The sequence below is a fragment of the Micromonospora cynarisoli genome (genome assembly GCF_030518815.1).
Lineage (GTDB): Bacteria > Actinomycetota > Actinomycetes > Mycobacteriales > Micromonosporaceae > Micromonospora > Micromonospora wenchangensis.
On sequence record NZ_CP130426.1, the window covers coordinates 5887894 to 5905463 of the forward strand.

16 protein-coding genes are annotated in these 17570 nt (G+C 72.8%); 7 read left to right on the plus strand and 9 right to left on the minus strand.

Features of this window, described 5'->3' with window-relative positions:
• Positions 1 to 57: 57 nt before the first annotated feature.
• On the plus strand, positions 58 to 1428 hold the full coding sequence (locus Q2K16_RS25980; RefSeq protein ID WP_302740781.1) for a cystathionine beta-synthase: 1371 nt from the start codon (positions 58 to 60) through the stop codon (positions 1426 to 1428).
• A 60-nt stretch (positions 1429 to 1488) separates the two neighbouring features.
• Here Q2K16_RS25980 and Q2K16_RS25985 read toward each other — a convergent pair whose 3' ends face one another.
• Together Q2K16_RS25985 and Q2K16_RS25990 are read right to left on the minus strand one after the other, a co-directional pair.
• Positions 1489 to 2004 (minus strand): GNAT family N-acetyltransferase, encoded by a 516-nt coding sequence (locus Q2K16_RS25985; RefSeq protein WP_302740782.1) that lies wholly within the window; start codon positions 2002 to 2004, stop codon positions 1489 to 1491.
• Positions 2001 to 2930 (minus strand): ribonuclease Z, encoded by a 930-nt coding sequence (locus Q2K16_RS25990; RefSeq protein WP_302740783.1) that lies wholly within the window; start codon positions 2928 to 2930, stop codon positions 2001 to 2003. Before Q2K16_RS25990 ends, Q2K16_RS25985 begins: the two co-directional genes overlap by 4 nt.
• 471 nt (positions 2931 to 3401) lie before the next feature.
• Between Q2K16_RS25990 and Q2K16_RS25995 the strand changes: the two genes are divergently transcribed.
• Positions 3402 to 5120, plus strand: a complete 1719-nt coding sequence (locus Q2K16_RS25995) for an alpha/beta hydrolase domain-containing protein (protein ID WP_302740784.1) — start codon at positions 3402 to 3404, stop codon at positions 5118 to 5120.
• A gap of 119 nt (positions 5121 to 5239) precedes the next feature.
• Here Q2K16_RS25995 and Q2K16_RS26000 read toward each other — a convergent pair whose 3' ends face one another.
• The 5 genes from Q2K16_RS26000 to Q2K16_RS26020 form a co-directional block, all read right to left on the minus strand.
• On the minus strand, positions 5240 to 6415 hold the full coding sequence (locus Q2K16_RS26000) for an osmoprotectant NAGGN system M42 family peptidase (RefSeq protein WP_302740785.1): 1176 nt from the start codon (positions 6413 to 6415) through the stop codon (positions 5240 to 5242).
• Positions 6412 to 8241 carry an N-acetylglutaminylglutamine synthetase gene (gene ngg, locus Q2K16_RS26005; RefSeq protein WP_302740786.1) on the minus strand — a complete coding sequence of 610 codons (1830 nt, stop codon included), beginning with the start codon at positions 8239 to 8241 and terminating at the stop codon, positions 6412 to 6414. The genes Q2K16_RS26000 and ngg overlap by 4 nt, the downstream gene beginning before the upstream one ends.
• A gap of 2 nt (positions 8242 to 8243) precedes the next feature.
• Positions 8244 to 10034 (minus strand): N-acetylglutaminylglutamine amidotransferase, encoded by a 1791-nt coding sequence (locus tag Q2K16_RS26010; protein WP_302740787.1) that lies wholly within the window; start codon positions 10032 to 10034, stop codon positions 8244 to 8246.
• A 229-nt stretch (positions 10035 to 10263) separates the two neighbouring features.
• The gene (gene msrA / locus Q2K16_RS26015; protein WP_302740788.1) at positions 10264 to 10926 is read right to left on the minus strand and encodes a peptide-methionine (S)-S-oxide reductase MsrA; all 663 of its coding nucleotides are present in this window, start codon (positions 10924 to 10926) and stop codon (positions 10264 to 10266) included.
• Positions 10927 to 11036: 110 nt separating this feature from the next.
• Positions 11037 to 11450, minus strand: a complete 414-nt coding sequence (locus Q2K16_RS26020) for an HIT family protein (protein WP_302740789.1) — start codon at positions 11448 to 11450, stop codon at positions 11037 to 11039.
• Positions 11451 to 11566: 116 nt separating this feature from the next.
• Between Q2K16_RS26020 and Q2K16_RS26025 the strand changes: the two genes are divergently transcribed.
• The 5 genes from Q2K16_RS26025 (at position 11567) to ilvA (ending at position 16267) form a co-directional block, all read left to right on the plus strand.
• Positions 11567 to 12031: a hypothetical protein gene (locus tag Q2K16_RS26025; protein ID WP_302740790.1), complete on the plus strand. Its 465-nt coding sequence runs from the start codon at positions 11567 to 11569 to the stop codon at positions 12029 to 12031.
• 2 nt (positions 12032 to 12033) lie between these two features.
• Complete coding sequence (locus tag Q2K16_RS26030) at positions 12034 to 12306, plus strand: hypothetical protein (RefSeq protein WP_302740791.1); 273 nt, start codon at positions 12034 to 12036, stop codon at positions 12304 to 12306.
• 150 nt (positions 12307 to 12456) lie between these two features.
• Positions 12457 to 13596, plus strand: coding sequence for a cystathionine gamma-synthase (locus Q2K16_RS26035; RefSeq protein WP_302740792.1), 1140 nt, complete (start codon positions 12457 to 12459; stop codon positions 13594 to 13596).
• A 17-nt stretch (positions 13597 to 13613) separates the two neighbouring features.
• On the plus strand, positions 13614 to 15050 hold the full coding sequence (locus Q2K16_RS26040) for an amidase (protein ID WP_302740793.1): 1437 nt from the start codon (positions 13614 to 13616) through the stop codon (positions 15048 to 15050).
• Positions 15047 to 16267 carry a threonine ammonia-lyase gene (gene ilvA / locus Q2K16_RS26045; protein WP_302740794.1) on the plus strand — a complete coding sequence of 407 codons (1221 nt, stop codon included), beginning with the start codon at positions 15047 to 15049 and terminating at the stop codon, positions 16265 to 16267. Before Q2K16_RS26040 ends, ilvA begins: the two co-directional genes overlap by 4 nt.
• 75 nt (positions 16268 to 16342) lie before the next feature.
• On the opposite strand, the gene greA is transcribed toward ilvA, so the two are convergent.
• Both greA and Q2K16_RS26055 read right to left on the minus strand, forming a co-directional pair.
• Positions 16343 to 16843: a transcription elongation factor GreA gene (gene greA, locus Q2K16_RS26050; protein WP_088642909.1), complete on the minus strand. Its 501-nt coding sequence runs from the start codon at positions 16841 to 16843 to the stop codon at positions 16343 to 16345.
• 133 nt (positions 16844 to 16976) lie between these two features.
• Positions 16977 to 17411 carry a DUF4307 domain-containing protein gene (locus Q2K16_RS26055; RefSeq protein ID WP_302746618.1) on the minus strand — a complete coding sequence of 145 codons (435 nt, stop codon included), beginning with the start codon at positions 17409 to 17411 and terminating at the stop codon, positions 16977 to 16979.
• Positions 17412 to 17570: the final 159 nt, after the last annotated feature.

The following is a 17570-nucleotide window of genomic DNA, read 5'->3' on the forward strand; positions in this document are numbered from 1 at the left end:
ACGAAGGACCGTCTGCCAGGCCGCCGTCGCCGGCGCCGCAACGAAGGGCACAACGAGGTGCAGTACTACGACAACGTCGTCGACCTGATCGGTAACACCCCGCTGGTGCGGCTGCGCAACGTCACCGCGGGCATCCGGGCGACCGTGCTGGCCAAGGTGGAGTACCTCAACCCGGGCGGCTCGGTGAAGGACCGGATCGCGCTGCGGATGGTGGAGGACGCCGAGGCCGCCGGGATTCTCCGGCCCGGTGGCACCATCGTCGAGCCGACCAGCGGCAACACCGGTGTCGGGCTGGCCCTGGTGGCCCAGCTCAAGGGCTACCACTGCGTCTTCGTCTGCCCCGACAAGGTCAGCCAGGACAAGCAGGACGTGCTGCGGGCGTACGGGGCCGAGGTGGTGGTCTGCCCGACCGCCGTCGCCCCGGAGGACCCCCGGTCGTACTACAACGTCTCCGACCGGCTGGCCCGGGAGATCCCCGGCGCGTGGAAGCCCGACCAGTACAGCAACCCGGCCAACCCGCGCTCGCACTACGAGACCACCGGCCCGGAGCTGTGGAAGCAGACCGGGGGCGCGCTCACCCACTTCGTGGCCGGGGTCGGCACCGGTGGCACCATCTCCGGCATCGGGCGCTACCTCAAGGAGGCGTCCGAGGGACGGGTCAGGGTGATCGGGGCGGACCCGGAGGGTTCGGTCTACTCCGGCGGCACCGGCCGGCCGTACCTGGTCGAGGGGGTCGGTGAGGACTTCTGGCCCGAGACGTACGACAGGGGAATCGCCGACGAGATCGTCGAGGTCTCCGACAAGGCGTCCTTCGAGATGACCCGGCGGCTGGCCCGGGAGGAGGGCCTGCTGGTCGGCGGCTCCTGCGGGATGGCCGTGGTGGCGGCGCTGGAGGTGGCCCGTGCCGCCGGCCCGGACGACGTGGTCGTGGTGCTGCTGCCGGACAGCGGCAAGGGCTACCTGTCCAAGATCTTCAACGACCGGTGGATGGCCCGGTACGGCTTCCTCGACCACTCCGGCACCGAGCCGACCGTCGCCGACGCGCTGGCGGGCAAGCCGGGCGGCCTGCCCGAACTGGTGCACGTGCACCCGACCGAGACGGTCCGCGACGCCATCGACTACATGCGCGAGTACGGCGTCTCCCAGCTCCCGGTGCTCAAGGCCGAGCCGCCTGTGGTGACCGGTGAGGTGGCCGGCTCGATCGCCGAACGGGATCTGCTGGACGCCCTGTTCACCGGCCAGGCGCACCTGCACGACACCATCGAACGGCACATGGCCGACCCGCTGCCGATGATCGGCGGCGGTCAGCCGGTGAGCGAGGCGGTGGGCATGCTGGAGAAGTCCGACGCGGCGCTGGTGCTGGTCGACGGCAAGCCCAAGGGCGTGCTGACCCGGCAGGACCTGCTCGCCCACCTCGGCGCGCACTGATCCGGACGCACCTGCGGGCCCCTTCCGGTGGGAGGGGCCCGCAGTGTCCGGGGCGACCGTTCAGTCCGGTAGCTGCCGGGTGTAGCGGAGCTGTGCGGTGGGGGCGCGCCCGATCCGCTCCTCCCGGCGTTCGCCTGTCGCCCGCCAGCCGCCGCGCTCGTAGAAGTGCCGGGCGGCGAGGTTGCGTTCCAGCACCCACAACACCCCGCGACGCCAGCCCCGGGCGCGCATGGTGTCCAACGCGTCGACCATCAACGCCCGGCCGGTCCCCCGGCCCCGTTCGGCCGGGTCGAGGTGGATGGCGTTGAGCAGGCCGGTCGCCGGGTCGCCCGCGTCGTCCGGGCCGAGATAGCTGAACCCGACCAGCCGGCCGTCCCGTTCGGCCACGGTCATCAGGTGCTCGTCGCGTTCCCACGTCCACCGCTCGACCCAGTAGCTGCCCATCGCCTCGGGCGTCGGGTCGGCCAACGCCCCGGGTGGCAGGAACGACGAGTACGCCGCGACCCGGGACCGCTGGTGCAGGGCGCCCACCGGCATCAGGTCGTCGGCGACGGCGGGACGGAGCGTGACGGTCACCCGGCCGAGGCTACCCGCCGGGGCGGGACCGGCACGGTGGTCAGATCCTCGGCGATCACCAGTTCACCGGTGAAGTGTTCGCGGGCCTCGTCGTGGAAGCGGCGCGGGTCGGCGTACCGCTGGGAGAAGTGGGTGAGCACCAGGGTGCGTACCCCGGACTCGGCGGCGACCCGGGCGGCCTGGCCGGCGGTCAGGTGGCCGACCTCGGCGGCGAGGGCGGCTTCCGAGGCCAGGAACGTCGACTCGATGACCAGCAGGTCGGCGTGCTCGGCGAGGGCGTACACCCCGTCGCAGAGGCCGGTGTCCATCACGAAGGCGAACCGCTGCCCGGGCCGGACGACGCTCACCTCGTCCCGGGTGACGCGGCGTCCGCCGACGTCCAGGTGGCCGGCGCGTTGCAGCTCGCCGACGGCCGGCCCGGCGATGCCGTACGCGGACAGCCGCTCCGGCAGCATCCGGCAGCCGTCCGGCTCGACCAGCCGGTAGCCGTACGTCTCGATCGGGTGCCGCAGCCGGCGGGCCTCCAACGTGCCGACGCCCAGGATGATCCGCTGCCCGTCGGCGGTGATCGGCTCGACGGCCAGTTCGGCGGTCTCGTGGAAGCTGCTGGCGTGCCGTAACCGGGCGAAGTATTCCGTGCCACCGGCGGGGAAGTGCACCGCCACCGGGTGCGGCACCCGGTCCAGGGAGAGCCGCTGGATGGTGCCGGGCAGGCCGAGGCAGTGGTCGCCGTGGAAGTGGGTGACGCAGATCCGGGTCAGGTCGGTGGCGGTGGTCCCGGTGTGCAGGAGCTGCCGCTGGCTGCCCTCGCCCGGGTCGAAGAGGATCACCTCGTCGTCCCAGCGCAGCACGTAGCCGTTGTGGTTGCGCAGCCGGGTGGGGGTCTGGCTGGCCGTGCCGAGCACCGTCAGCTCCCGCATGGACACCGCCGGCCTCCCCGGAGACGAAGCGACCCCCGGGGCTTCCGTGCTCGCGCACGGGCCGACTGGACTGGGTCGGCACCCCGGGGGTCGGGTGGCTGTCGTGGATTCGCCGCACCGCTGCCACACGGTCTCGACGATCATGCAGGTCGTTCACTGTCGAGGACAGCGGCTAGCGGACAGCCACCTCACGAGTCCGATTGCTATACAAGTCTGGACCACCTCCTTTCCCGTGTACCGCCACGCTACCCACTGCACCCCGGGTGCCGGTAGTGATTTTTCGCGCGGTCCTGCGGCCGGGTGTCGTCGGTAGCCGGTCGGGAGATCGGGGGCAACTTTTGCTGAACGAAGCGAAAGTTCGTGCTCATCTGGCCTATCTTTCGCCTGAAGTGAGCATTACTCTCTGCCCCACAGTGGCCACCTCCCGCCGCTGCCCGCCCGAGTCGTCCCCTCGGTCGCTCCCCCGTGAGGTGAACCGTGCCCGTACCGTCCACCACCCGCAGGAACACCCGACGATCCCTGACCCTCGGCCTGGTCGGCGCACTGGCCGTCGCCGCCGGTCCGGCCGCCCCGGCGGACGCCGCCGCGCCGGCCACCACCCGGCCGTCCACCGCCACCGGCGCGAACGTGGCGAACCCGGTGGTCGCCGGGCCGATCGCCCGGACCACCCCGGTCGGCGACCCCGGCCACGGCTACCCGTTCCTCGCCACCGACGTCAACCTGGCCGCCGCCGGCTACGTCGAGGAGGAGTTCTTCCTGTTCGGCACCGCCACCCGGTACGCCGTGCAGGGCACCCAGAACGCGACGACCATCGCCACCGACCAGCCGTACGGCACCCGGCTGGTGGTCCGCCGGCCGGCCAACACCAAGAAGTTCAACGGCGTGGTGATCGCCGAGTGGAACAACGTCAGCAACCAGTGGGACCAGGAGGTCGACTGGTTCCAGTCGCACGAGCACCTGATCCGCTCGGGCTACGCCTGGGTCGGGGTCTCCGCCCAGCGGGCCGGGCTGCACTCGGCCACCGGGCTCAAGGCGTGGAGCCCGAGCCGGTACGGCCCGCTGGACGTCACGGTGGGCGGCACGGTCACCGACGACAGCCTCTCGTACGACATCTTCAGCCAGGCGGTGAAGGCGGTCCGCAACCCGACCGGGGTCGACCCGCTGGGCAAGCTGCCCGCCCCGCAGTACGTGATCGCCACCGGCCACTCGCAGTCGGCCGGCCGCCTCGCCAACTACTACAACGGCGTCCAGCAGTCGGCGAACGTGCTCGACGCGGTCGTCCTGCACGGTGGCGGCGGGGTGCTGCGCACCGACCTGACGACGCCGGTGTTCCGGATCAACTCCGAGGGGGACGTGGCCAGTGGCATCCTGCCGGCGGCGGCCCGCGCCCAGGCCGACTCGCCGGTCCTGCGCTCCTGGGAGGTCGCCGGCGCGTCGCACGGCGACTGGAAGCTGATCACCGACTACGGGCCGCTGCGCAAGCGGGACATCGGCAGCTACCCGGGCGGCTACCCGGGCGAACCGCAGACCTGCACGCTGCCCTCGCTGTCGCGGGTCCCGCAGCACATGGTGCAGAACGCCGTCTACGACCACACCGTCGCCTGGGTCGCCCAGCAGGTGGCCCCGCCCGGCGCCCCGCCGATCCGGACGACCACGACGACCCCGCCGGCCGTCGCCCGCGACGAGCTGGGACTCGCCCTCGGGGGCATCCGGCTCGCCCAGCACGAGGTGCCGCTGCGGGTCAACAGCGGCAGCAACACCGGGCCCGGCTTCTGCTTCCTCGACGGCAGTTCGGTGCCGTTGACCGACGCGCAGGTCGCCGCCCGCTACCCGACCGTCGCGTCGTACGTGGACGCCAGCGTCGCGGCGACCCTCGCCGCCGCCGACGCCGGCTACCTGCCCGCGTCGTTCACCCGCGATCCCGCCTGGTACTCCGACCTGCGTGACCTCGTCACCGAGTACGTCGCCGCCGGCCGGATCACCGAGTACGTGGCGGCCCGGCTGGAGGACCGGCTCCAGCGGGCCGAGCAGGCCGGCACCGCCGGGAACGCGGCCCGCGCCGGTGAACTACTGGGGCAGTTGGCCGACCGGGCGCGGCAGCGGATCACCGGTGACCCGGCCGCCCGGGACGCCGTGCTGCGGGTGACCGAGGCGCTGATCGCCCTGCTCGACGCGGCGGAACGCCGCAACCGGTGACCTGACCGCACGGACCGACGCCACGGTGAGGGGCCGGGGCGTTCGGTGAACGGCGGGCGCGACGCGCGCTGTCGTGCCCGCCGTTCACCTGTTGCTCGGGCAGTGCGGCCACCAGCCGGTCAGTCGATGCCGATCGGGCCCTCGCGGGGGCCGTCCCCGCCCGCCGGCTGCACCGCCAGCGACGGAAAGTCGGCCAGGTCACCCTCCGGCTCGGCGTCCCACTCGGGGAAGACCAGATCACTCTGGAGATAGAGGCAGAGCAGTTGGGTCAGGTGGCGCAGCCCGTCGAGGTGGGTGCGCTCGTGACCGTGGGTGGCGTCCACCCCGAAACCGAGCAGCGCCACCCGGGCGTGCGCGCCCGCCTCGACCGCCGCCGCCACGTCCGAGCGGTAGTAGTCGAAGACGTCGCGCACCAGGTCCACCCCGTGTTCCCGGGCGATGGCGGCCAGGTTGCGGGTCAGGTGGTAGTCGAACGGGCCGACCCCGTCGCCCATCGCCAGGGTCGCCGCGTTCTCCCGGGACTGCTGGCCCGGCGCGACCACCGCCGCGTCCACCGAGACGATCTCGGCGACGTCCGGGTCCAGGCCGTGGCTGGCCCCGTGGCCGATCTCCTCGGTGACGGTGACCAACAGGTGCGCGGTGACGGTGGGGGTGATGCCGGCGTCCACCACCGCCTTGAACGCGGTCAGCACCGCCGCCACCCCGGCCTTGTCGTCCAGGTGCCGGGACTTCACGTAGCCGGACGGGGTGACGATCGGGTTGGGCAGGAACGCCACGAAGTCGCCCGCGTCGATGCCGAGCGCCCGCAGGCCGGCGATGTCCTCGACCGGCTCGTCGACCCGGACCTCGACGTGTTCCCAGCCGACGCCCTGCAGGTCGACGTCGTCGTTGTAGCGGTGCCCGCTGGCCTTCAACGGCAGCACCTGCCCGGTGACCACCCGGTCCAGGTCGTCGGTGAAGATCCGTACGTGCGCGCCCTCGGCGAACCGGGCCGAGTGGGTGCCGATGGTCTTCAGCTCCAGCCGGCCGTTCTCCTTCAGCCGTTTGACCATCCCGCCGATGGTGTCGGTATGCACCACGATGGCCCGGTCGGCCCCGGTCTGCCGGGGGCCGGGCAGGCAGGCGCTGAGCGCCCCCCGCCGGGTCAGCGTGGACGGGATGCCCAGCGCGGAGAGCCGTTCCCCCACGTACTGCTGCACGTGGTCGGTACGCCCCGACGGGCTGGGGATGTCCAGCAGCTCCACCAGCACCTGACGGAGGTAGTCCAGATCGATGTCGAGGGGCTTGAGGCTCACGCGACCCCTCCGGGCCCGGCCGGGCTCCAGAGGCGCTGCGGGGCCCGGGTGCCCGGGAAGAGCAGGTCCACGAAGCGCTCGGCGGTCGGCTGGGGCTCGTGGTTGGCCAGCCCCGGCCGCTCGTTCGCCTCGATGAACACGTGCTCGGGCTGGTCGGGGGCGGGGACCAACAGGTCCAGCCCGGTCACCGGAATGTCCAGGGCCCGGCTCGCCGCCACGCAGGCAGTGGCGATCGCCGGGTGCAGTTCGGCCGTCACGTCGTGGATTGTGCCACCGGTGTGGAGGTTGGCCGTCCGGCGCACCGCCAACACCTGCCCCTCGGGCAGCACGTCGTGCATCCGGTGCCCGGCCTCGGCCACCACCTCGCGGGTCATGTCGTCGATGGGGATGCGGGATTCGCCACCGGTGGCGGCGGCCCGGCGTCGGCTCTGCCGCTCGATCAGCTCGGTGACGTCGTGCACCCCGTCGCCGGTGATCTGCGCCGGCCGGCGGACGGCGGCGGCCACCACCTCGTGGTCGATCACGATCACCCGCAGGTCCTCGCCCGCGCGCAGCTCCTCGATCAGCACGTCGGGGCAGAACCGGCGGGCCAGCTCGACGGCGGCGGCCAGCGCCTCGGCGGTGCGTACCCCGACGGTGATGCCGTTGCCCTGCTCGCCCCGGGCCGGCTTGACCACCACCGGGCCGACGTCGGTGAGGAAGGCCAGGTCGTCGGGGTCTCCGGTGGCGGTCCGGCCGCGCGGCACCGACAGGCCCGCCTCGGTGAGGATGCGTCTGGTGACCCGCTTGTCGTCGCAGCGGCTCATCGCCACCGCCGAGGTCAGCTCGGACAGCGACTCGCGGGTGACGATCGTCCGGCCGCCGTTGGTCAGCCGCAGCTCACCCCAGTGCGCGTCGGTGACCTCGACCCGGATGCCGCGTCGCATCGCCTCGTCGGCGACGATCTTCGCGTACGGGTTCAGCTCGTCGTAGCCCGCCGGGGCGGACGGCAGGAACAGCCGTTCGTTGATCGGGTTCTTCCGCTTGACGCAGAGCGTCCCGGTGCGGTGGAAGCCCAACCGTTCGTAGAGCCGGATCGCGCCGGAGTTCTCGGCCAGCACCGACAGGTCGACGAACGCCCGGCCCCGCTCGTCGAGCCGGTCGGCCAGCTCGGTGAGCAGGGCCTGGCCGGTGCCGGGCGGGGCGGTGTTGAAGTCCACGGTCAGGCACCACAGGCTCGCGCCGTTCTCCCGGTCGCCGAAGACCGCCACGTGGTCGACGCCGGTGATGGTGCCGACGATCTCCCCGGTGCTCGCCTCGGCCACCAGGTGCAGGAACCGGTCGGTGCCGGCGTTGTCGACGAGCACCTCCACCGGCGCGGTGACCATGCCGTTGCGGGCGTAGATCCGGTTCACGGCGTCGGCGTCGTCGGCGTCGCGCAGCGGCCGGACGACCAGCCCGGGGATCTCCATCCGTTCGGTGGCCTCCGGGCGGCGCTCGCCCAGCGGCAGCCGGTAGGTCAGCGACGGGTCGATGAACAGCTCGTCGGGCAGCCGGGACACCAGCACGTGCGGGTCCCGCAGGTAGATGCAGATGTCCCGGGCCCCGGCCGCCTCGGACCGCAGCACGTGGGCCACCGCGACCTGCTCGTGGAAGGTCTGGCCGAACACCAGCCGCCCCCAGCCGCAGTCCAGGACCACGTCGGACGGCCCGGCCGGCTCCCGGCGCGGCTCCGGGGCGGCCCCCGGGGCGACCGGGTCACCGCCGGGACCGATCCGTTCCCGGCGGCGGCCGAGCACCCGCTCCCGGTCGGTACGGGCCGTGCCGGTCGCGAGGGTCTCGTTCACGGTCAGTCGATTCCGTGGCTCTGGAGCCACATTTCCAGAAGTCCCAGTTGCCACAGTTTGTTTCCGTTCAACGGGGTCAGTTCGACGTTCGGTTCGGCGAGCAGCGCATTGACGTAGTCGGCACGGAACAGGTCGCGGCGGCGGGCCTGCGGCGCGGTGAGCGCGTCGCGGACCCGGTCGAGGAGCTTGCCCTCCAGGTGGGTCAGGCCAGGCACCGGGAAGTAGCCCTTGGGGCGGTCGATCACCTCGGGCGGCAGGACCCGGCGGCCGATCTCCTTGAGCACGCCCTTGCCGCCCTGGGCCAGCTTCAGCTCGGGCGGGCAGCTCGCCGCCAGCTCCACGAACTCGTGGTCGAGGAACGGCACCCGGGCCTCCAGGCCGTGCGCCATGGTCATGTTGTCGACCCGCTTCACCGGGTCGTCGGTGAGCATGATCTGGGTGTCGATCCGCAGGCCGGCGTCGACGGCGGTCTGCGCGCCGGCCCGGCCCAGGTGGGCGGCGACGAACTCGCGCGCCGGGTCGCCGTCGGCCAGCCACGCCGGGTTGAGCACCCGGGCCAGTCCGGCCGCGTCCCGGTCGAAGAACGCCTGCGCGTACGTGTCGAGCGCCTGCTCCCGGTCGATGCCGGCAAGCGGCGGGTACCAGTGGTAGCCGCCGAGGATCTCGTCCGCGCCCTGGCCGGACTGGACCACCTTGACGTGCCGGGACACCTCCTGGCTGAGCAGGTAGAACGCGACGCAGTCGTGGCTGACCATCGGCTCGCTCATCGCGGCCACCGCCGCCTCCAGCGGCGGCACCAGGTCACCGGCGGCCACCTTGAGCTGGTGGTGGTCGGTGCCGAAGGTCTGCGCCACCAGGTCGGAGTAGACGAACTCGTCGCCCTCGCGCCCGCCGACGGCGTCGAAGCCGATGGAGAAGGTGGACAGCCCGGACCGGGTCTGCCCCTCGCCGGCCAACAGGGCCACCACCAGGCTGGAATCCAGGCCGCCGGAGAGCAGCACCCCCACCGGCACGTCGGCGACCATCCGTCGGCGTACCGCGGTGGTCAGCGACTCCAGCAGGGCGTCCTGCCAGTCGCGTTCCGACCAGTCGGCGCGCGCGGTGTCCCGGGTGAACGACGGGTCCCAGTAGACCCGTTCGTGGGTACGGCCGTCCGGCTCGTAGACCCGCACGGTGGCCGGGGGGAGCTTCGCGACGCCGCGCAGGATGGTGCGCGGCGGCGGCACGATGCTGTGGAAGCTGAGGTAGTGGGCCAGCGCCACCGGGTCGATGCCGGTGTCGATCCCGCCGCCGGCCAGCAGGGCGGGCAGGGTGCTGGCGAACCGCACCACGCCCGGCGTCTCGGCCAGGTAGAGCGGCTTGATGCCGAGCCGGTCCCGGGCCAGCACCAGCCGGCCGGTGTCCCGTTCGCTGATCGCGACGGCGAACATGCCGATCAGGTGGTCGACGAAGTCGAGCCCCCACTCGGCGTACGCCTTGACCACCACTTCGCTGTCCCCGGAGGAGAAGAAGCGGTGCCCCTTGCCCTGCAACTCCTGGCGCAGCTCGCGGTAGTTGTAGATGCAGCCGTTGAACACGCCGGTGAGACCGGCGGCCGGGTCGACGATCGGTTGCCCGCTGGCGGCGGAGAGGTCGATGATCTTGAGGCGGCGGTGCCCGAGGGCGGTGGCTCCCTGCGACCACACTCCGCTGTCGTCGGGCCCCCGGTCACTCATCGTGGCCGCCATGCGTTCCACCGCCGACACGTCGGCCCGGGAACCGTCACGGCGGAACTCTCCCGCAAGTCCGCACATGCCAGCCAATGCTGCCAGAGGTTGTTGCACTTCGCCTGTTGAGCTGATGTCGGCCGTGTTACGGGATTGCTAGGATGTGCGCCACTCACCGTGACGGCCCCGCGCGGGCCGACGTTCCTGCCCGGGGCCCGGCCGGTGCCCGATTCGCCCCGGGCCCACGATGTGACAAACACCGCAGGCCCGGAAAACGGCCGCCGGGCGGGTCGCCCGACGGCCGGACGTCGGCGGGTCAGCCGGCGGTGCGGGCCACCCCGACCGGGCAGCTCAACCCGTTCGGGCCGTGGTTGCAGTAGCCGTTCGGGTTCTTCGTCGGGGCCAGGTACTGCTGGTGGTAGTCCTCGGCGAAGAAGTAGTCGCCCAGCGGGGCGATCTCGGTGGTGATCTCGCCCTTGCCGGCCCGCGCCACGATCGGCGCGAACGCGTCCCGGGACGCCTGCGCGGTGGCCAACTGCGCGTCGGTGGTGGTGTAGATCGTCGAGCGGTACTGGCTGCCGACGTCGTTGCCCTGGCGCATGCCCTGGGTCGGGTCGTGGTTCTCCCAGAACACCTTGAGCAGGTCCTCGTAGCTGATCACGGCGGGGTCGTAGACCACCTGGACCACCTCGGCGTGCCCGGTCATCCCCGAACACACCTCCTCGTACGTGGGGTTGGCGGTGTAGCCGCCCGCGTAACCGGCCGAGGTGGTGAGCACCCCCGGCAGGGTCCAGAACAGCCGCTCGGCGCCCCAGAAGCACCCCATGCCGAACACGGCGACCTGGGCGCCCTCCGGGAACGGGCCCTTCAGCGACGACGCCAGCACCTCGTGCCGGTCCCCGATCGGCATCGCGATCGGGCGGCCGGGCAGGGCCTGGTCGGGGCTGATCATCTCGGCCTTCATGCGGCGAAGGAACACGGTGGAACTCCTCTCGTACCTCTCCCCGCATGCAACGCCGGCGGGCACACCTTCCTTACCCGCTGGGCCCCGGCTCTCGCCCGCCGGGCCCCGCCGAATGTCGGCTGGTCTCAGGCCAGGGCGGCGGCGACCCGATCGGCGTAGGAGGTTGCCTCGGCGTCGTCGGCGTAGCGGGTACGCGGCCAGAAGAAGCCCCGTAGGCCGTCGCCCCTGGTCCTCGGCACCACGTGGGTGTGCAGGTGCGCCACCGACTGGGACACCCGGTTGTTCATCGCCACGAACGTCCCGCCGGCCCCCAGACCGGATTCAACAGCCGCCGCCAGGCGCTGCACCAGCCCGAAGTAGCCGGGCAGGTCGGCCACCGGCAGGTCGGTCAGGGTGACCAGGTGGGCGCGGGGCACCACCAGGACGTGCCCCTTGAACACCGGCCGGGTGTCCAGGAACGCCACGCCGTCCGGCTCGTCGGCCACCCGGAACGCCGGCACCTCCCCGGCCACGATCTGACAGAACACACACCCGCTCACCCGCGCAGCCTAAAGCCCTCGTACGACAACGGCAGCGGGACGCCTGGCCGCCGGGGCGGGCCCGCTGGCTCGGCCGATGGGTTGCACACTCTTCTGAAAAAGTTCAGAATTGTCTCGTGGTGACTACCCGGGAAGTGCAGTGGAGTGAGTTGCAGCGCGATCCCAAGAGCGTGGCGGCGCTTGCAGATGCCGGCGACGTGCGGGTGCGACGTCGTGACGGAGCTGCCTTGCTGTTGACCAGGGAGGACCGCGTTCTCGCGGCGGGTGAGGGAGCGGTGGCGGCGGCCAGAACCCTCCGAAACGCGCTCGCCCATCTCCCGAGAGACGTGGCCGTCGAGGCTCTTGCGGAGGAGTTCCCGTGGATCGAGTTGCTTCCCCCAGCGGATCGCCCGCAGTTCGTGTCCGATTTCGTCAATGCCGCCAGGATCTCGGCAGATCTCGGGCAGTGGTCGGTCCTGGCCCAGACGATCCGGGAGTGGAAGGCCACTGCCGCCGTCTACACCGATCCGGCGCTGGTCCACGAGCTGACCGCCCCACTGTCTGACGATCACGGGCCGGTTCCCGGCCCGACCGAGGCGTGACCGTGGCGCCCAAACGGGGGGAGCGGGTCGCGCCGCCCGGCCGTCCCGGCGGCTGGGAAGCCCGTTTCGCCTCGTCCGAGGCGGCCATGGGGTGGGAGCAGCGCTGTCAGACGGCTCGGGCCAACACCTGGGAAGCCTGGGTGGTGCTCACCGAGCGCCCCGTCGATCCGGAGAACTCCGCCCGTCAGCATCGCCTGCGGGGCACCCTCGCCACTCGCCAGGTCGGCGGCAGGACCCTCGCCCAGTGGCAGTACGAGGTCACGGCGGCGGTCTGATCTGGTGCTGCCCCGACCCCGACAAGCGCGTCGTCTGGATCGTGGCAGCCGGGCCGGGCCACCCCAAGCTGACCGACTAGTCCGGGCAGGGCGAGCCCCCGGTTCAGGTTCCCGGTGACCGGGAGTGCGCGGCGGACTAACGTCTGCGGGATGAGTCACGGCTTCGAGACGCTCGCCATCCACGCCGGCCAGGACCCGGAGGCCCGCACCGGCGCGGTGATCCCCCCGATCTACCAGACCAGCACGTACGCCCAGGACGCCGTCGGCGCGCCCCGGCAGGGCTACGAGTACAGCCGCTCCGGCAACCCCACCCGCGACGCCCTCCAGGAGTGCCTGGCCGCGCTGGAGGGGGGCCGGGTCGGGCTCGCCTTCGCCAGCGGCCTGGCCGCCGAGGACACCCTGCTGCGGACGGTCTGCTCGCCCGGGGACCACGTGGTGATCCCCGACGACGCGTACGGCGGCACGTACCGGCTGTTCGCCCGGGTCGCCGAGCGGTGGGGGCTGACGTACACCCCGGCGAAGGTCTCCGACGTCGACGCCGTCCGGGCGGCGATTCGCCCCGAGACGAAGATCGTCTGGGTGGAGACGCCGACGAACCCGCTGCTCGGCATCGCCGACATCGCCACCCTGGCCGGGGTCGCGCACGAGGCCGGGGCGCTGCTGGTGGTCGACAACACGTTCGCCTCGCCGTACCTTCAGCAGCCCCTCGCGCACGGCGCGGACGTGGTGGTGCACTCCACCACCAAGTACGTCGGCGGGCACTCCGACGTGGTCGGTGGCGCGTTGGTCGTCGCCGATCAGACCCTCGGCGACGAGCTGCGCTACCACCAGAACGCGATGGGCGCGATCAACGGCCCGTTCGACGCCTGGCTCACCCTGCGCGGCATCAAGACCCTCGGGGTGCGGATGGACCGGCACTGCGACAACGCCGAACGGATCGCCGCCTTCCTCGACGGGCACGCCAGGGTCGCCCAGGTCATCTACCCCGGCCTGCCGGCGCACCCCGGGCACGAGGTGGCCGCCAAGCAGATGCGCCGGTTCGGCGGGATGATCTCCTTCCGGGCCGCCGGCGGCGAGGAGCACGCCGTGCAGATCTGCAACCGGGCTCGACTGTTCGTCCTCGCCGAGTCGCTCGGCGGGGTGGAGTCGCTGATCGAGCACCCGGGCCGGATGACACACGCAAGTGCTGCCGGCTCGCCGCTTGAAGTTCCCGGCGATCTCGTGCGACTGTCTGTCGGCATCGAGACGGTCGACGACCTGCTCGCCGATCTGGAGCAGGCGCTGGGCTGACCGCGGGCTGGGAAGAGGTGGCCGTGCAGGACATCATGCCGACCTGGGTGGGGGCGACCGCCAAGCAGATCGCCCGGGGCGTACGCCGGGGTGACGTCTCCGCCACCCAGGTCGTCGCCGACCACCTGGACCACGTCGGCCGGGTCGACGGCGCCCTCTGCGCGTTCCGGGTGGTCCGGGGCGGCGAGGCGATCACCGAGGCGGAGAAGGTCGACGAGCAGGAGGAGCTGGCGAACCTCCCGCTCGCCGGGGTGCCGGTGGCGGTCAAGGAGAACACCCCGGTCGCCGGCCTGCCCACCTGGAACGGGTCGGTCGCGGCGCGTACCGCAGTGGCGGAGGCCGACCACGAGGTGGTGCGCCGGCTGCGCGGCGCGGGCGCGGTGATCATCGGGGTGACCCGGATGCCGGAGCTGGGACTCTGGGCGATCACCGACGACGCGAGCGCCGTCACCCGCAACCCGTGGGACCTGCGGTACACCCCCGGGGGGTCCTCCGGCGGGGCCGCCGCGGCGGTCGCGGCCGGGCTGGTGCCGATCGCGCACGGCAACGACGGGCTCGGCTCGATCCGCATCCCGGCCGCCTGCTGCGGCCTGGTCGGGCTCAAGCCCGGCCGGGGCGTGATCCCGTGCCAGCTCGGCGCGGAGGACTGGTTCGGGCTGACCGAGCACGGCATGCTCACCACCACCGTCGCCGACGCCGCCGTCGGCTTCCAGGTGCTCGCCGGGCGACGCCCCGACACCCTCGTCCCGCCGTCCCGGCTGCGGGTCGGCGTGTCGCTGCGTTCCCCCGTGCGCGGCGTCGCACCGGACGCCCCCAACCGGGACGCGGTGGCCGCCGCCGGTCGCCTGCTCGCCGCCGCCGGGCACGACACCGTGCCCGCCGACCCGGTCTACCCGACCGCGCTCGGCCTCCAGGGCATCGCCACCTGGCTCGCCGCCGCCGCGGCCGACGTGCGGGTCGCCGGCATCGACCGGCGCGGCCTGCAACGGCGCAGCCGCCGGCACGTCGCGCTGGGGGAGTGGGCGCAACGCCGAGGGTACGTGCGGGAGGCCGACCGGGCCGCCTGGCGGGACCGCTCCGTCGGCTTCTTCACCGACCACGGGATCGACCTGCTGCTCACCCCGGCGCTGGCCGGGCCGCCGCCGGAGGCCGCCGCCTGGTCCGGCCGTTCCTGGCTGGCGAACATGCGGACCAACATCCGGTACGCCCCGTTCGCCGCCCCGTGGAACGTCGCCGGCCTGCCGTCGATCGTGGTGCCGGTGGGGCGCCGCCCGGACGGCCTGCCGGTCGCCGCGCAACTGGTCGGCCCGCCCGGCTCGGAGCTGCTGCTGCTCGGGGTGGCCGGGCAGTTCGAGATGCAGGCCCCGTGGACCCGGCACGCGCCCGGCTATCCCCGGGTCGACACGCCCTCCCCGGCCGTGGGGCCGAGGGCTGGTGGCACGATCGGGGCATGACGGAACTGGTCGACCTCGCCGACGTACGGGCCGCCCGGGAGCTGCTCGCCGGGGTCACCCGGACCACCCCGCTGGAGCCGTCCCGGCCGTTGAGCGCGGCGCTGGCCGGGCCGGTGTGGCTCAAGTGCGAGAACCTGCAACGCGCCGGCTCGTACAAGGTGCGCGGCGCGTACGTGCGGATCTCCCGGTTGTCGGCGCGGGAGCGGGAGCGGGGCGTGGTCGCCGCCAGCGCCGGCAACCATGCCCAGGGGGTGGCGCTCGCCGCCGGCCTGGTCGGCACCCACGCCACCGTCTTCATGCCGGTCAACGCGCCGCTGCCGAAGGTGGCCGCCACCAAGGGGTATGGCGCGCGGATCGAGCTGATCGGCAACACCGTCGACGAGTCGCTGGTGGCCGCGCAGACCTTCGCGGAGCGGACCGGCGCGGTGTTCATCCACCCGTTCGACCATCCGGACGTCATCGCCGGGCAGGGCACCGTCGCGTTGGAGATCCTCGAACAGTGCCCCGAGGTCGAGACGATCATCACGGGGGTCGGCGGTGGCGGCCTGATCTCCGGGATGGCGGTGGCGGCGAAGGCACTGCGGCCCGACGTGCGGATCGTCGGCGTCCAGGCGGCCAGCGCCGCCGCGTTCCCGCCCTCCCTGGCCGCCGGCGAACCCGTCCGGCTGCCGGCGTTCGCCACGATCGCCGACGGCATCGCGGTCGGCCGGCCCGGCGAGATCACCTTCAACCACGTCCGCAAGCTGGTCGACGAGATGGTCACCGTCGCCGAGGAGGACATCTCCCGGGCGCTGCTGATGCTGCTGGAACGGGGCAAGCAGGTGGTGGAGCCGGCCGGGGCGGTCGGGGTGGCCGCGCTGCTCGCCGGGGCGGTGCAGGTACGCACCCCGACCGTGGCGGTGCTCTCCGGCGGCAACATCGACCCGCTGCTGATGATGCGGGTGATCGAGCACGGTCTCGCCGCCGCCGGCCGCTACCTGCGGGTCACCGTCCGCTGCTCGGACCGGCCCGGTCAGCTCGCCTCACTGCTCACCGAGATCGCCGAGCACCGGGCGAACGTGGTCGACGTGGAGCACCAGCGGGCCAACCCGCACCTGCGGCTCGGCGAGGTGGAGGTGGCGCTGTCGGTGGAGACCCGGGGCGTAGAACACTCCGACACGCTGATCAGCGCCCTGCGGGCCAGCGGTTACCAGGTGGCCCTCACGGCCGAGGCGTGAGCCGGAGCCGGACGCCACGCCCCGGCGGGTGCCTGAGGACGCCGCCGGGTCCGGTGGACCCGGCGGCGGAGCGGCTCAGCCGGAGAACGGCTCGAAGCTGACGATCGTCACCTTGATGTCCGCGCCGCTGGGCGCGGTGTAGGTGCACGCCTGACCGGGGCGGCCACCCAGGATGGCCTTGCCGAGCGCCGACTCCGGGCTGTAGACCGTCAGCTCGGTGGTGGCGGCGATCTCCCGCGACCCGAGCAGGAACGTCTCGGTGTCGCCCTCGTCGTCGTCGAAGTAGATCGTCACGACCATGCCCGGCGCCACCACGTCGGCGGACGGCGCCTCGCCGACCTGCGCGGTGCGCAGCAGCTCCTTGAGGTAGAGGATGCGGCCTTCGGCCTTGCCCTGCTCCTCGCGGGCGGCGTGGTAGCCACCGTTCTCCCGCAGGTCGCCCTCCTCCCGCCGGGCGTTGATCTCGGCGGCGATGACCGGCCGGTTGGCGATCAGCTCGTCGAGCTCGGCCTGGAGGCGGTCGTGCGCGTCCTGGGACAGCCAGGTGGCGGGCGCCTTGTGGTCATTGGTGGACACAGGCGTACTCCTCGGATGTGCGTGCTGGCTGACAGGTGACTTACCAACCTACCAGTGGCCCGCACTTCCGGGCGTCGTCGATCACTCGGTCGGGGGACGTCCGGCGGCCCGCCCGACCCGGTCCCGTCGTCGCTCAGCCGGCCGGACGGCAGCGGACCACCTCGCCGATGAACGGGCGTTCGGCGGTGGTGACCCGGTGCCGGGTGGTGACGTGCCGCTGGCCGGGGGCCGCGGTCACCGTGACCTCCTCGTGGCCCACCTCGGCCCCGGCGTGCGAGCGGGCCCGCACCAGGCACACCGCCGCACCGCCCGCGGGCACGGTCACCCGGAAGTCGACCCGGACGCCGGTGTCGTCGACATCGGCGTAGGTGATCACCTCGGGCTTGTACTCCGGGTCGCCGTAGCGCTGGTAGAGCTGCGTCGAGGCCAGCACCAGACCTGCGATCAGGGTCGCCGCCAGCACCCAGCGCAGCAGGGGGCGGCGGCGCTCGGGTTCCCGCCGGCGTCCGTACCGGCCGGGCGGGAACACCGGCGCGGCCGAGGGAACTGTGGCGTGCGTCTCGGTCACCGGCGGGTATCTCCTGGCGTTGTTGTCGGCGGCATCGGCAAGAATGACAGGGTCCATCTTCCCAGCCCGGGGCCGAGCCCGGCCCGGCAGGTCGGCAACCGCGCCGGCAGGTCACACGACAGGTCGGGCGAGCGACCCGGAGCGGGCCGCCGACGGGCA

What these genes read in the sequence shown, in the direction of transcription:
- Q2K16_RS26010 (WP_302740787.1), bottom strand. Translation starts at nt 10,034, where the DNA reads ATGTGCGGACTTGCGGGAGAGTTCCGCCGTGACGGTTCCCGGGCCGAC.
- Q2K16_RS26035 (WP_302740792.1), top strand. Translation starts at nt 12,457, where the DNA reads ATGAGTCACGGCTTCGAGACGCTCGCCATCCACGCCGGCCAGGACCCG.
- ilvA (WP_302740794.1), top strand. Translation starts at nt 15,047, where the DNA reads ATGACGGAACTGGTCGACCTCGCCGACGTACGGGCCGCCCGGGAGCTG.